At 55.7% G+C, this 14,711-nt stretch carries 14 protein-coding genes; 5 read left to right on the top strand and 9 right to left on the bottom strand.

Features of this window, described 5'->3' with window-relative positions; genetic code table 11:
* Position 1 precedes the first annotated feature (1 nt).
* Positions 2-2,272, bottom strand: a complete 2,271-nt coding sequence (gene metE, locus AC6I8X_RS01095; RefSeq protein WP_497840423.1) for a 5-methyltetrahydropteroyltriglutamate--homocysteine S-methyltransferase — start codon at positions 2,270-2,272, stop codon at positions 2-4.
* 142 nt (positions 2,273-2,414) lie between these two features.
* Here metE and metR point away from each other — a divergent pair, with 142 nt between their 5' ends.
* A complete protein-coding gene (gene metR / locus AC6I8X_RS01090) occupies positions 2,415-3,347 on the top strand; it encodes an HTH-type transcriptional regulator MetR (RefSeq protein ID WP_313683533.1) in 933 nt (310 codons plus the stop codon).
* A 53-nt stretch (positions 3,348-3,400) separates the two neighbouring features.
* Positions 3,401-3,880 carry a YehS family protein gene (locus tag AC6I8X_RS01085; RefSeq protein WP_497840422.1) on the top strand — a complete coding sequence of 160 codons (480 nt, stop codon included), beginning with the start codon at positions 3,401-3,403 and terminating at the stop codon, positions 3,878-3,880.
* On the opposite strand, the gene AC6I8X_RS01080 is transcribed toward AC6I8X_RS01085, so the two are convergent.
* From AC6I8X_RS01080 to pldB, 3 genes are all read right to left on the bottom strand, one after another.
* Positions 3,877-4,743 (bottom strand): carboxylate/amino acid/amine transporter, encoded by an 867-nt coding sequence (locus tag AC6I8X_RS01080; RefSeq protein ID WP_313683531.1) that lies wholly within the window; start codon positions 4,741-4,743, stop codon positions 3,877-3,879. The genes AC6I8X_RS01085 and AC6I8X_RS01080 overlap by 4 nt on opposite strands.
* 175 nt (positions 4,744-4,918) lie before the next feature.
* Complete coding sequence (yigL, locus tag AC6I8X_RS01075; protein WP_084871728.1) at positions 4,919-5,719, bottom strand: sugar/pyridoxal phosphate phosphatase YigL; 801 nt, start codon at positions 5,717-5,719, stop codon at positions 4,919-4,921.
* A 31-nt stretch (positions 5,720-5,750) separates the two neighbouring features.
* Positions 5,751-6,743 (bottom strand): lysophospholipase L2, encoded by a 993-nt coding sequence (gene pldB, locus AC6I8X_RS01070; protein ID WP_416410645.1) that lies wholly within the window; start codon positions 6,741-6,743, stop codon positions 5,751-5,753.
* 104 nt (positions 6,744-6,847) lie between these two features.
* On the opposite strand from pldB, the gene rhtB reads away from it, so the two are divergent.
* Entirely contained in the window at positions 6,848-7,471 is a 624-nt protein-coding gene (gene rhtB, locus AC6I8X_RS01065; RefSeq protein ID WP_313683528.1) for a homoserine/homoserine lactone efflux protein, read from the top strand.
* A 71-nt stretch (positions 7,472-7,542) separates the two neighbouring features.
* Here the strand turns inward: rhtB and rhtC are convergent, their stop codons facing one another.
* Genes rhtC through pldA form a run of 3 tightly spaced genes read right to left on the bottom strand, consistent with a single transcriptional unit; the run spans position 7,543 to position 10,902 of the window.
* Entirely contained in the window at positions 7,543-8,166 is a 624-nt protein-coding gene (gene rhtC, locus AC6I8X_RS01060) for a threonine export protein RhtC (protein ID WP_497840421.1), read from the bottom strand.
* Positions 8,167-8,178: 12 nt separating this feature from the next.
* Positions 8,179-10,002 carry an ATP-dependent DNA helicase RecQ gene (recQ, locus tag AC6I8X_RS01055; RefSeq protein WP_299455386.1) on the bottom strand — a complete coding sequence of 608 codons (1,824 nt, stop codon included), beginning with the start codon at positions 10,000-10,002 and terminating at the stop codon, positions 8,179-8,181.
* Positions 10,003-10,023: 21 nt separating this feature from the next.
* On the bottom strand, positions 10,024-10,902 hold the full coding sequence (pldA, locus tag AC6I8X_RS01050; RefSeq protein ID WP_299455389.1) for a phospholipase A: 879 nt from the start codon (positions 10,900-10,902) through the stop codon (positions 10,024-10,026).
* A gap of 190 nt (positions 10,903-11,092) precedes the next feature.
* Here pldA and AC6I8X_RS01045 point away from each other — a divergent pair, with 190 nt between their 5' ends.
* Both AC6I8X_RS01045 and rarD read left to right on the top strand, forming a co-directional pair.
* Positions 11,093-11,563, top strand: a complete 471-nt coding sequence (locus AC6I8X_RS01045; protein ID WP_313683527.1) for a thioesterase family protein — start codon at positions 11,093-11,095, stop codon at positions 11,561-11,563.
* A gap of 43 nt (positions 11,564-11,606) precedes the next feature.
* Positions 11,607-12,506 carry an EamA family transporter RarD gene (gene rarD / locus AC6I8X_RS01040; protein ID WP_497841007.1) on the top strand — a complete coding sequence of 300 codons (900 nt, stop codon included), beginning with the start codon at positions 11,607-11,609 and terminating at the stop codon, positions 12,504-12,506.
* Here the strand turns inward: rarD and AC6I8X_RS01035 are convergent.
* Both AC6I8X_RS01035 and corA read right to left on the bottom strand, forming a co-directional pair.
* Entirely contained in the window at positions 12,477-13,529 is a 1,053-nt protein-coding gene (locus AC6I8X_RS01035) for an AbrB family transcriptional regulator (RefSeq protein ID WP_416410650.1), read from the bottom strand. The genes rarD and AC6I8X_RS01035 overlap by 30 nt on opposite strands.
* A gap of 140 nt (positions 13,530-13,669) precedes the next feature.
* Positions 13,670-14,623, bottom strand: a complete 954-nt coding sequence (gene corA, locus AC6I8X_RS01030; RefSeq protein ID WP_313683525.1) for a magnesium/cobalt transporter CorA — start codon at positions 14,621-14,623, stop codon at positions 13,670-13,672.
* Positions 14,624-14,711 lie beyond the last annotated feature (88 nt).

The raw sequence follows: 14,711 nt of genomic DNA, 5'->3' as shown, positions 1-14,711 counted from the left end.
ATTACGCGGTTTCACCGCGCAGTTTTTTCGCCGCTTCGACCATATTGGCCAGAGCCTGACGGGTTTCCGTCCAGCCACGGGTTTTCAGGCCGCAGTCCGGGTTCACCCATAGACGCTCTTCCGGGATACTCAGCGCCGCTTTACGCAGCAGGTCTTCCATCCACGCTACGCTGGGTACGTTCGGTGAGTGGATGTCATACACCCCTGGGCCGATTTCGTTCGGGTATGAGAATTCTTTAAACGCTTCCAGCAGGTCCATATCGGAACGTGAGGTTTCGATGGTGATCACGTCCGCATCCAGCGCGGCGATAGAGTCCATGATGTCGTTGAACTCGCAATAACACATATGGGTGTGGATCTGGGTGTCATCCTGCGCCACCGCCGCGTTGAGGCGGAACGCATCGACCGCCCAGGTGAGGTAGGCAGCCCAGTCGGACTGATGCAGCGGCAGGCCTTCACGCAACGCCGGTTCGTCAATCTGGATGATGCCGATACCGGCTTTTTCCAGGTCTGCCACTTCATCGCGCAGCGCCAGTGCAATTTGTTTGGCGATGGTTTCACGGCTAACGTCTTCACGCGGGAACGACCAGCACAGGATAGTGACCGGACCGGTGAGCATGCCTTTAACCGGTTTGTCGGTCAGCGACTGGGCATATTTCGCCCACTCTACGGTGATGGCTGCCGGGCGGCTGACGTCACCGATAATCACCGGCGGTTTTACGCAGCGTGAGCCGTAGCTCTGTACCCAACCATTCTGAGTGAACACGAAACCGTCGAGGTTTTCGCCGAAATATTCAACCATGTCGTTACGCTCGGCTTCACCGTGCACCAGCACGTCAAGCCCCAGACGTTCCTGTTCCACAATCGCCTGTTTGATGTGTTCAGCGATACCGGTGCGATAGTGACCGCCATCAATGTTGCCTTTTTTGAAATCGAGACGCAGGCCGCGGATTTCAGTAGTCTGCGGGAATGAACCAATGGTGGTGGTCGGCCATGCTGGCAGATGGAAGCGGTTGCGCTGCGCCTGAGCACGCTCGGTGTAGGCGCTGTTACGCTCGGTGTCTTTGGCCTGGATTTTTGCCAGACGCGCCGCCACAGCGGCATTATGCACACGGCTGGAGTGGGCACGGGCACGGATTGGCGCACTCCAGGCTTCGAGGGATTTTGCATCGTTGTTGTTCAGTGCGTTACTCAGCAGGGACAGCTCAGCACATTTTTGCAGGGCAAAAGCAAACCAGCTTTTCACTTCTTCATCGAGACGGGTTTCCACGCTCAGGTCGATCGGGCTGTGCAGCAGGGAGCAGGAAGAGCCGATCCACAGTTGTTTGCGTTGTCCCACCAGCGGTTGCAGGCGTTCGAACCAACTGCTGAGGTCGGCACGCCAGACGTTACGACCGTTGATCACCCCAACAGACAGCAGCCATTCTGCTGGCAGTTGCTGGTTGATGTGCTGGATATCATCTTTGCCGTGTACCAGGTCAACATGCAGCCCCTGCACTGGCAGCGCTTTGATCACATCAAGGTTCTGGCCGATGCTGTCGAAGTAGGTGGTCAGCAGCAGTTTGGTTTTGCCCTGCAACGCGTCGTAAGCCGGTTTGAACGCGGCACGCCATTCCTGCGGCAGTTCCAGCGCCAGTGCTGGCTCATCAATCTGCACCCATTCGATATCGCGTTGTTTCAGTTCAGCCAGCACCTGTTGATAAACCGGCAGGATGTCTTTCAGCAGCGAAAGGCGATCAAACTGTTCGCCTTTCACTTTACCCAGCCACAGGTAAGTGACCGGGCCGAGTAGCACGGGTTTAACTTTATGCCCGAGCGCCAGCGCTTCGTCCACTTCGTCCAGCAGCTGGGTCCAGGTCAGTCTGAACTGCTGACCCTGGGTGAATTCTGGCACCATGTAGTGATAGTTGGTGTTGAACCATTTGGTCATTTCGGCGGCGGCGGCGGGTGCGCCGGTCGGTGCACGACCACGGCCGAGGCGGAACAGGGTATCGAGGTCAACGGAGCCGTCTTTATTCTGGTGGCGGGCCGGTACGTTGCCCAACAGCAGGCTGGTAGTGAGTACGTGATCGTACCAGGCGAAGTCGCCCACCGGCAGCAGGTTCACGCCCGCTTCTTTCTGTTGTTGCCAGTGACGTGCACGCAGCTCACGCCCCACGGCCAGCAAATCTTCCTGTGAGCTATTACCTGCCCAATAACTTTCCTGGGCTTTTTTCAATTCACGACGCAGACCGACGCGAGGAAAACCGAGTGTATGGTTCAGAATGGTCATTTGATGTCCTCCAGGTATTCTTTATTGAGCAGCTTAGGTTACAATCAGATGTTTAGCCGTCCAGATGTTTACACCGCTATATTCTGCGGGTACTGTATGTTCCTCAAGCGCAAATTGTTCAATCTCGATGTGAAGGATTCTCATGATCGAACTCAAACACCTGCGGACGCTGCAAGCGTTACGGCATACCGGCTCTCTGGCCGCCGCCGCCGCTCAGCTTCATCAAACGCAATCGGCGTTATCTCATCAGTTCAGCGACCTGGAGCAACGGCTGGGCTTTCGCCTGTTTGTGCGTAAGAGCCAGCCGCTACGTTTTACACCACAGGGGGAGATCCTGTTGCAGCTGGCTGAGCAAATCCTGCCGCAGATTCAGCAGGCGTTGCAGGCTTGCCATGAGCCGCATCAGACGACGTTGCGCATCGCCATTGAGTGCCACAGCTGTATTCAGTGGCTGACGCCAGCGCTGAATAATTTCCGTCAGAGCTGGCCGCAGGTGGTGATGGATTTTAAATCCGGCGTGACATTCGACCCGCAACCCGCGTTGCAGCAGGGCGAGCTGGATGTGGTGCTGACCTCCGATATTTTGCCGCGTAGCGGGCTGTTTTATTCCCCGATGTTTGATTACGAAGTGCGGCTGGTACTGGCACCCGATCATCCGCTGGCGCAGCGCGAACATATTTCGCCGGAAGATTTGGCGGATGAAGTCCTGCTGATTTATCCGGTACAGCGTCAGCGACTGGATATCTGGCGGCATTTTTTGCAGCCGGCGGGGGTAAGCCCGGCGCTGAAGAGTGTCGATAATACGTTGCTGATGATCCAGATGGTGTCAGCGCGCATGGGTATTGCGGCGCTGCCCCACTGGGTCGTGGAGAGTTTTGAACATCAGGGATTGGTGGTGACCAAAACGCTGGGTGAAGGGTTGTGGAGCCGTTTGTACGCGGCAATGCGTGACGGTGAACAGCGTCAGCCGGTGCTGGAGGCGTTCGCGCGTTTTGCCCGCCAGCATGCCTGTGATCATCTGCCTTTTGTGCGCGATGCATCGCTCCCCGGTTCGTTACAACCGCTGTCTTCCTGAAACGGCCTACTCTATAATGCGCCGCCTCAACCCGTGACCAGGAGATTTTCACCATGACCAATAACGATGTGCTGCGCAGCGTGCGCTATATGCTGGATTTAAGCGACAGCAAAGTGATGGAGATTTTCGCCCTGGCGAGTTGCGATGTGCCACTGGAAGATGTGCAGGCGTGGCTGAAGAAAGATGACGACGCGGCGTATCGTCCCTGCCCGGATGTGCTGATGGGTTATTTCCTCAACGGTTTAATTTTCCATCGTCGTGGTAAGAGCGAAGATGCGCCTGCGCCATCGATTGAGCGCCGCATGAACAACAATATCTTCCTGAAGAAGTTACGTATCGCGTTTGCCCTGAAAACCACGGACATTCCTGAGATCTTGCTGAAGGCAAACTTTACGGTTTCTCAGGCGGAGATCGGCGCAATTTTCCGTAATCCGGATCATAAGAATTACCGCGAATGCGGTGACCAGATTCTGCGTAACTTTTTGAAAGGGCTGACGCTGGTGCAGCGCCCGGCCCCTGTCAAAAAGGCTTAATGGCTGGTCGCGGTTTTTCCCAGTACCCAGCGTTTATGCACATAAAGTGAAGCGAAGATCACAATGGCCCCGGCGATAAAGCTCGGCCAGTGTGGTTTTTCCTGCCAGATCGCCAGGTTTACCAGCAATCCTGCCGGCACATGCATATTGTTCATGATACCCAGTGTGCCTGCATCCACCTGGGTAGCGCCATAGTTCCACATAAAGTAGCCCAACCCGGACGCGGCCACGCCCAGCCACACCAGAATGCCCCATTGCAGCGAGGTAGTCGGCAGCTTGTTGGGGTTGCCCCACAGGCACCAGGCAATCACCGCAATGATCACTGCGCCAAGGTAGAACCAGGAAAACGCGGTGTGCTGCGGCATCGGGCGCGTCTCCTGCAAACGCTTGTAACCCACCATGCCGATGGCAAAACAGATATTCGCCGCCTGCACCAGCAACAGACCAAACCAGAAGTGGTCGCTGACTTTGTCATAACGAATAATCGCTGCGCCGACCACCGCCAGCAAGGCACTGAAGGCGTAGCCAATACGCAACGGGCGTCGGCTGAGCAGATCGTAGATCAGGGTGACATACAGCGGCGTCATGACGGTAAATAACAGGAATTCCGTCACGCTGAGATAGAGGTAGGCTTCAAAGCTGAGCAGGTACATGATGCCCAATTGCAGCATCCCCACCAGCATATACAGCAGGATGGTCGAGGCGCGATAACCACGCCAGCGCAGGAAAGGCAGAAAGACAATGGCTGCCAGCGCCAGACGCATCAGCACCGAGAACCAGGAATCCACCTGACCCGCCAGATATTCCCCGATAAAACTAAAGGAAAAAGCCCACAGAATGGTGGTAACGATCAATAACAGCACGGTAACGATCCCAAAATGAACAGTGCCGCTAGTGTAAACAAACTGTCGCTGTCTGGTTGAATTATCTGGTTTACAACTGAATAAAATACAAACACCCGTAGCGGCGCGAATGTGCGCAATCCGAATGGCGCACATTCGCGCGATAAATCGCGCCGCTACGAAACGCAGAAATTTTTTATGCCAGGAACAGCTTACGCAGCGTATGCGGCACTGCGTCTTCAGCGTTGCTGCCGATCACTTCCAGCGCTGGCAAGGTGTCTTTCAGGCGCTGATGCGCATTGCGCATGATGCAGCCCTTGCCCGCCATGCTGAGCATCTCCACATCGTTCATACCGTCACCAAAGGCGATACACTCTTTCAGTGAATAGCCGAGCTGCTTCGCCACGGCTTCCAGCGCGTGCCCCTTGGAAACGCCACCCGCCATCACTTCCAGACAAGTCGGCAGCGAGAAACTGACGTTAACCCGATCGCCCCAGCGCGCTTCAATCGCCTGTTCCATCGGGATCAGATGCTCCGGTTCGTCGCAGGTAAAGAACACTTTGCTGATGCCATCCGTCGGCAACATGCCGGGCTGATACACCTGGTAGTTAAACACCGACTCGCGGAAGTAATCCTGCTCGGCCGGGCGATGGCGGCTAATAAACCATTCGTCATCACGGTAAACGTGGGTCAGCACCTGCTCATCATGGTATTTCAGGCCATACAAATCCTGCGCGATATCGGCATCCAGATTGTGGCTGAAAATCAGTTCGCCGTCGGCGTTATGCACTCGCGCACCGTTGGAGGTGATCATATAAGCCGGGATGCCGAGACTGTCGCGCATTTGTCCCACATCGATATAGTGACGACCGGTGGCAAAGACGAAATGAACATCGCGTGCCACCAGCTCCTGCAAGGTGCTGCGGGCAAAAGGTGTCAGGCGATGGTCCGGAGAAAGCAGCGTGCCATCCAGGTCGGATGCGACGATGTGGTACATGTAAACCTCGGTTGTAGGTATCAATAATCAATTAAACGTGGCGTGCAAAAAAATCGACCACGGCGTTTAGCGCCTGGGCGCGCATCGCGTCTGTTTCAAACAGGATCTCATGTCGCGCGCCCTCAATCACATAGGGCGTGACGCCTTCGCAGGGATGCCCTGCCGCCGCCATCGCCTCACAAAACAAATCCTGCGAGCGGTTATCCACCACCCGATCTTCGCTGGCCTGCATCAGCAACATTGGCGTGGTGATGTTATTCACCTGGCTGATGATATTACGTCCGGCCTGCACCCCTTCCCTCACCCAATGGTAGGTTGGGCCGCCGACACGAATCGCCGGATCATCGGCATAAAAACGTAAATTGCGGCGATAGCGTTCCCGGCTGTGCGTCAGTTGGTTGATACCGAACGGATGCGCGCGCCAGCGCCCGGTCCCCAGGGCGTAACCGTCACGCAAGGCAGGCATTTTCTCTGCCCAGTCGAGGATACGGTGCGCCAGGAACGGTGGCAACGGCAGGGTGATGCCGAACATCGGAGCTGACAACGCCACCGCATGAAACGCCCGTGGCTGACGCGCCAGAAACAGCGCGAGGATCGCCCCACCCATCGAGTGCGCCAGCGCATAACGTTGCCGGTAATGACCACTGACGATCTCTTTCAGGTACAGCGTTTCCAAATCATCGACATAATCGGTGAACTCCACCACATGACCACGATGGGAGTCCTCCAGCAGACGGTCGGAACGTCCCTGGCCGCGATGGTCGATGATCACCACATCAAAGCCGCAATGGAACAGATCGTAGGCCAGCTCCGGGTATTTGATATAGCTTTCGATGCGTCCGGGAACGATCAGAATGACACGGCGATGTTGCGGAGAAGTGAAGCGCACATAGCGAATGATGAGATTGCCCACGCCGGTAAATTCACGCTCTTCGCGACGGTGCCAGAAGTCGAGCAGCGGACCGGTGGCAAAGGAAGCAAACGCCTTTTCACGCCTGAGCCAACTCTGTTTTATCTGCTGCATCCGCCCCCCTGAAAAAAACGTCAACGCCGCACATCCACTCCATAGCGTGCCGCGATTTTCTGGCGTATTGTGTCACACTTCGCTAACGTCAGGGAATGTCACACATGACCATTGAATGGTGGTTAACCTACCTGTTAACCACAACCATCCTGAGCCTGTCACCCGGCTCTGGCGCAATTAATACCATGAGTACCGGTATCAGCCACGGCTATCGCGGCGCAGTCGCGTCGATCTCCGGCCTGCAACTTGGCCTTTCCGTGCATATCGTGCTGGTGGGCGCTGGTCTTGGCGCGCTGTTTTCCCAGTCGGTGCTGGCGTTCGAAATCCTGAAATGGGCGGGTGCGGCCTATCTGGTCTGGCTGGGCATTCAGCAGTGGCGCTCGGGTGGCGCGCTGGATCTTAATGCGGTCGCCAAAGCGATGCCACGTCGCCGTTTGTTTAAGCGCGCGGTGCTGGTTAACCTCACCAACCCCAAAAGCATCGTGTTTCTTGCTGCGTTGTTCCCGCAATTCATTCAGCCGCACCAGCCGCAGTTGATGCAATATCTGGTGCTCGGTGTCACCACCGTCGTCGTCGATATTATCGTGATGATTGGTTACGCCACGCTGGCAACCCGCATTGCTGGCTGGATTAAAGGCCCGAAACAGATGAAGGCGATGAACCGCACCTTCGGCGGATTATTTATGGCGGTAGGGGCGTTGTTAGCCAGTGCGCGCAGAATCGCCTGATAATGCGTAGCGGCGCGATTTATCGCGCGGGTTTTAAAGGCGCGCGCAGAATCGCGCCGCTACGGATAAAATTAACGCGAAATGATCAGGTGAATGCCGAACCCAGCAAACAGCACGCCCGCCATGCCATCCACCCACTTCGCCATGCGCTGATATTTATCGCGCATCCACGGCAGGGCAAAAATCGCCGCCACCACGGTAAACCAGGCAAAGGTTTCCACCAGAATCAGCAGGAATAATCCCCAACGCTCCAGTGCCCCCACATCATTGCCAACAAACAGCGAGAACACGCTGCCAAAATAGATAATCGCTTTGGGGTTGGAGAGGTTGGTCAACAAACCTTTCAGGAAGCTCATGCCCCTTTTTGGCAACTCAACCACCGGTGAATCAGCCTGGGGTTGCTTATGACGCTGGCGCGCCGAGCGCATCAGCTGCCAGCCCATCCACAGCAGGTAGAGACCACCGCCGACCATAATGATCTGATGCAGCCACGCCATTTTTTCCATGATCAGATGCAGGCCCATCAACGCCACACCGGCCCACACCATCACACCCAGCGTAATACCCAGCACACCCATCATCGCTTCTTTACGCGAACGGCTGGCGGCCGTTTGCGAAACAAAGAAAAAGTCCGGGCCGGGGCTCATCAACGCCACCAGGTGCACCAGCGCGACGGTAGCGAATAACATCAACATGCTTTTTTTCCTTTACTCTTCATCAAGATGTTCTTTGATCATCACCAGGAACGGCTTACCAAAGCGCTCCAGCTTGCGATGACCGACACCGTTCACGCTCAGCATTTCTGACGCGCTCACCGGCATTTGTTCTGCCATTTCAATCAGCGTGGCATCGTTAAACACCACGTAAGGCGGGATATTCTCTTCGTCGGCTATCGCTTTGCGCAACTTGCGCAGCTTGGCAAACAGTTTGCGATCGTAATTGCCACCGTACACCTTCGGTGAGCTGCTGCGGGTTTTCACCGTCACAATTCGCGGCACCGCCAGCATCAGTGGCACTTCGGCACGCAATACCGGGCGCGCCGCTTCGGTGAGTTGTAAGGCGGAGTGCATGGCGATATTCTGCGTTACCATGCCGAGGTGAATCAGCTGACGCAGCACACTGACCCAATGTTCGGTGCTTTGATCGCGACCAATACCGTACACCGGCAGTTTATCGTGACCATTGTCGCGAATACGCTGGTTACTGGCACCGCGCAAAACTTCGACAATATAGCCCATACCAAAACGCTGCCCTGTGCGATAAATGCCGGAAAGCGCTTTCTGCGCTTCCACCAGGCCATCGTAGCGGCGTGGCGGATCGAGGCAGATATCGCAGTTGTCGCACTGCTGCTGACGCCCTTCACCAAAGTAGTTAAGCAACACCAAACGACGGCAGGTTTGTGCTTCGGCAAACGCCCCCATCGCATTGAGTTTATGCCGCTCAATATCCTGCAACGGACCCGGTGCTTTCTCTTCCAGACATTTACGCAGCCACGCCATATCCGCCGGGTCATACAGCATCATCGCTTCTGCCGGCAAGCCATCACGCCCGGCACGACCGGTTTCCTGATAGTAGGATTCGATATTGCGCGGGATATCAAAGTGCACCACAAAACGCACGTTGGGTTTGTTGATCCCCATCCCAAACGCAACGGTGGCCACCACGATTTGCAGATCATCGCGCTGAAACGCTTCCTGTACCCGCGCACGCTGGGCGCTGTCGATACCGGCATGATAGGCCCCTACGCTCAGGCCGCGACTTTGCAAACGTGCCGCCGTGTCTTCCACTTTGGCGCGGCTGTTGCAGTAAATGATGCCGCTTTTACCACGCTGATCCTGTACGTAACGCAGCAGCTGTTCGGTAGGCTTAAACTTCTCCACCAGCGTGTAGCGGATGTTGGGGCGGTCGAAGCTGCTGATTTGAATCAGCGGATCGTCCATCTGCAACAGATGCGCGATGTCATTACGCGTGGTTTCGTCGGCGGTGGCCGTCAGTGCCATCACCGGCAGATCCGGGAAACGCTGGCGCAGTTGGCCCAGCGCACCATATTCCGGACGGAAATCGTGACCCCATTGCGAGATGCAGTGCGCTTCATCCACCGCCAGCATCACCGGATTCCAGTGGTGCAGGCTGTCGAGGAAGTTATCCATCATCAGGCGTTCAGGCGCGATGTAGAGCAGTTTCAAACGGCCGGTGCGGCAGTCGGCAAACACCTGCTGCTGCTGCTCACGCGTCTGCGTCGAGTTAAGACAGGCAGCTGCCACGCCGTTCGCCAGCAGTTGATCCACCTGATCTTTCATCAACGAGATCAGTGGCGATACCACCAGGGTTAACCCTTCGCGCACCAATGCCGGGATTTGATAACACAGCGATTTGCCACCACCGGTGGGCATAACCACCAGGCAATCGCGCCCTGCCAGCGCCGTTTCAATAATGGTTTGCTGACCGGGACGAAATTGCTGGTAGCCGAAGGTATCCTGTAATACCTGCTGCGCCAGCGTTTCCTGATTGAGCACTGCCGATGTTGCCACGGTAATCCTGTTTTTTGCTTATCAGAACAGATCGTTGAGCGTCACACCCACACCCACGCGCGTCTGGCGATGGTTGTAGTCGATGAGCGATTCACCGTAGCCGCTAAACAGCTGGGTGTAAAAACGCACATGCTCGCTGATCGGGTAACTCCAGGCGAAGGTTGCACCGCCGTAGCCACTGTTCCAGTTGTAATTGCCTTCCACGCTAAAGATGCTGTCGCCAAGCATGTAGCCCAGCTTCGCGCGGTAGTAGCCCATATATTTGGTGATGTCCGGATTGTCGTCATTGCTGGCGCTTTCCGGGATACGATACCAGGGTTTGATCTCCGCGAGGAAATTGCCATTCTCCGCCATCAGGCGCGCATACACACGGTTCCAGCTGCGTGAAGTCGGATCGCTGCGACCATTCGACTCATGGTTCAGCCCCATTTCCACATCACGTAATGTCCAGCCACCCAGAGTGTAGTCCGTGGCCCAGCCGAGGAAAATCTGCGGCTCATAGTTGGTTTCACGGAATGGTGATGATGCACCACGGTTTGACAGCTGCCACCAGGAACGTTGCGTATAGGAGGCCGCCAGTACCGAATTGTCGCCCAGAATACCGCGCCACAGCGGAAAGGCCAGACTGAGCTGGAATTTTACTTCATCTTTTTTCGCTTTGTCTGCCCAGTCGTACGAAGATATCGCCTCTTTATTCATGCTACTGGTGTAGGTGTAAAGCAGATAGTTGTTTTCGTAAGGATAAAGCACGAATGGGTTATCGTGTTTCTCCAGCAGGTTGGCAATAATACTGCCCTTAACTGCCGGGGCATCATGAACTTCTTTGATCGTGGCTTCATCAGCCTGCGCCAGAGCAGGAAGTAACAGGGCCGCGGCCAGCAAGGCGCGATGCTTACGCATAAAATTCTCCAGTGGGCACTGCCTAACAAAATCGTTGAATAACGGTTTAAAAAAGCAGGTCATTCTACACACAAACTCACGCGCTGATGAGTGACGATTTCTGAAACTGGAAAGCAGCCCGAACGCGGCATAATATACACAACTCATTAACATCTATCGCCCCACGCGGGGACATTTGAAGGCCATCACCATGTCATCACCCATGCTGACACCGCAGGAAGCACGCCGTCTGATTGGCGAAATTTTTGTTTATCATATGCCGTTTAATCAGGCCCTCGGGCTGGAGCTGGATCGGCTGGAGCCTGAATACGCTGAACTGGGTTTTGCCAATAAAACCATGTTGGTCGGCAATGCGGCACAACGTATTTTGCACGGTGGTGTGATCGCCTCAGTGCTGGATGTTGCTGCCGGGCTGGTGTGTGTCAGCCATTCGCTGACGCGTCAGGAAAGTATCAGCGAAGAGGATCTGCGTCAGCGGCTGTCGCGTATGGGAACTATCGATATGCGCGTGGATTATCTGCGCCCGGGGCGCGGTGAGCGCTTCATCGCCACCAGCAGCCTGCTACGCGCAGGTAACAAGGTGGCAGTGGCGCGTGTAGAACTGCACAACCAGCAGGGCGATTATATCGCCACGGCTACCGCAACTTACCTGATTGGTTAATCACCCACGACGTGCGAGAATCGCCGTTTTTCTGGAATAAATGATGGATACGCAAGAAACGCGCCAGGGCATTGGCTATGCGCTCGGTGCCTACTTTCTCTGGGGCATCGCTCCCGCCTACTTTAAGCTGGTCAAAGTGGTCCCCCCGCTGGAAATCATGACGCACCGCGTTATCTGGTCAGCGTTGTTTATGCTGCTTCTGATTACCCTGAGCCGCAACTGGAATCAGGTGTGCAGCGTGTTACGTCAGCCAAAGAAGGTGCTGTTGCTGGCATTGACCGCCGTGACCGTCGGTGGCAACTGGCTGCTGTATATCTGGGCAGTGAATAATCAGCATATCCTTGAAGCCAGCCTGGGTTACTTTATTAGCCCGCTGATTAACGTGGTGCTGGGGATGTTATTTATGCGCGAGCGTTTCCGCCGTCTGCAATGGCTGGCGGTGTTTCTCGCTACCACCGGTGTGCTGGTGCAGCTGTGGAAATTTGGCTCGGTGCCGGTTATCGCGCTGGGGCTGGCGTTGAGCTTTGCGTTCTACGGCCTGATGCGCAAGAAGATTCAGGTTGATGCCCAGAGCGGCATGTTGATTGAGACGCTGTGGCTGTTCCCGCTGGCGGCAATCTACCTGTTTGGTTTTGCCGACAGCGCCACCAGCCATCTGAGCGCTAACCCCCTGAGCCTCAATCTCAAACTGGTGGCCGCCGGTGTTGTCACTACCGTCCCGCTGATGCTGTTTGCCGCTGCCTGTACGCGCCTGCGTTTATCGACCATCGGCTTTTTCCAGTACCTCGGTCCGACGCTGATGTTCCTGCTGGCGGTGGTGTTTTATGGCGAGACCGTCACGCCCGATAAAATGGTGACCTTTGGTTTTATCTGGCTGGCACTCGCCATATTTATCCTTGATGCGGTTGTTGTTTCAGCTCGCACGCGCGTGCGCATAGCGTGAAATAAAACGCGCCAGGGCCGGGCCAGTGAGCAGAATGGTGAACAGGCGTAAGGTCTGCAACGCCATGACAAAAGCTATATCGACCTGGCTCCCCGCCGCAATAATCGCTACGGTATCCAGCCCGCCAGGGCTGGTTGCCAGGTAAGCGGTCATCAGATCCACATGCAGCACACGCGTCAGCATCCAGGCCAGCCCACCACACAACAGCATCAGGCCGATTATCGATACCACCATTTGCGGCAAGGTACGCAGCGCCAGCAGGAAAATCGGACGGGTAAAGCGCAGCCCCACGCTCCAGCCAATCAGCGCATAAGCCAGCGCCAGCAACCATTCCGGCACCTGTAAGGTCGCCACCCCTGTTCCCTGCAAGGTCGCGCCGATCAACGCCGGTAATAACAATGCACCGGACGGAATACGCAGCTTTTGTCCCAGCCAGGCTCCGACCACCATCACCACCAGCGTCAGGGCAAAGCTGCTGTGCAATGCCGGGAACCACACCAGGTCGGCGCTGCCACCGCCATTACCCAGACCGATACGCGCCACGACTGCTGCCGCCGTCGCCACAAATAGCACGCGCAGGTACTGCATAAAAGCCACCAGCCGCACGTCTGCGCCAAAATCTCCGGCCATCGCTACCATTGCCGACGCACCGCCGGGCGACGATCCCCAGGCCCCGGTAGGGCCAGGCAGATTGCTGAACCGGACCAGTAGAAAGCCTGACAGCCCACTGGCGGCCAGCGTCAGCGCCAGCACCGCCATCACCACCGGCCAGTCTTGCAACAGTGGCGGCAAAATGGCGGGCGATAAGGTTTGCCCAATCATGCAGCCCAGTACCGCCTGAGCCAGCACAAAGAAGCGTTTATCGATGCGTACCGCAGCACCCGATAATCCCATCACGGTTCCAACAATCATTGGACCGAGCAACAATGCCGCAGGCAGGTGAAACAGCTGGAAGATAATGCCCAGAATCAGAGAAGCAATCAGCAGAATGGTCCATTGCTGTCGCAAAGAGAGACGCGCCATAGGGTGGAAGGGTAAATGTTAATAAAAATGAGAGAACAGATTACGCAGAAATGTGATGTATAGCCAGAAAATCGGGCCGTATAGACGGCCCAGGAATTGTTACATATTGCATGTGTAGCGGCGCGATTTATCGCGCAATGTTACAACCAGTTCTTACGTTTGAAGTAGAGATAGGGTGCCAGACCCGCGAGGATCATCAGTCCAATTGCTGCCGGGTAGCCGAAACTCCATTTCAGTTCCGGCATAAACTCGAAGTTCATCCCGTAGCTGGAAGCGACCAGCGTTGGCGGCAGGAAGACCACCGACACCACCGAGAAGATCTTAATGATGCGGTTCTGCTCGATGTTGATAAAACCCATCGCAGCCTGCATCAGGAAGTTAACCTTCTGGAACAGCGATTCATTGTGCGGCAGCAGAGATTCGATATCGCGCAGGATTTCGCGTGCCTGCTCCAGTTGGTTCGCAGGCAGGCGGGCTTTACGTACCAGGAAGTTAAGTGCACGCTGGGTATCCATCAGACACAAACGCACCTTCCAGCCGATATCTTCCAGTTCCGCGAGACGTGACAGCGCCAGGTCATACTCTTCGCCCTGCTGCCCTTCCATAATCACGCGACTGAGTTTTTCCAGCGCGCTATAAATGTTCTCGATTTCATCCGCCAGCTGTTCAATTTTGGTCTCAAACAGGTCGAGCAACAGCTCGAAGGCATTACCGTCGATCAGCGTCTGGTTACGTGCGCGCATGCGATACAGGCGAAACGCTGGCAATTCACGCTCACGCAGGGTGTACAGGCGATCTTCACGGATGGTAAACGCCACCGTCGAGTTACCGGCATGGTCTTCCGCGTCTTCATAGAAGAAAAATGAGTGAATGTGCAGGCCATCTTCATCTTCAAAAAAACGCGCCGAGGCTTCGATGTCTTCCAGTTCTGGCCGTGTTGCCAGGCTCTGGCCCAGCTCGCTTTGCACCAGATCGCGCTCACCTTCATCCGGCTCGATCAGATCGACCCACACTGACGTGTTGAGCTTTTCGTTTTGTTCATCCAGTTCGAGGCGCGTCAGGCGGCTGCGATCCAGTTTAAATGCGCTCAGCATAGCAATACTCCCCATTGCAGACTTTATGGGACAAGGCGGTGAACCGATTCGCTTACGCAAAACGGGCACGGCAAAGCCTGAACACCGA

This window comes from Pantoea sp. X-Soil-TKNS-1280, assembly GCF_059730475.1.
This window is presented reverse-complemented; position numbering and strand designations above follow the sequence as displayed.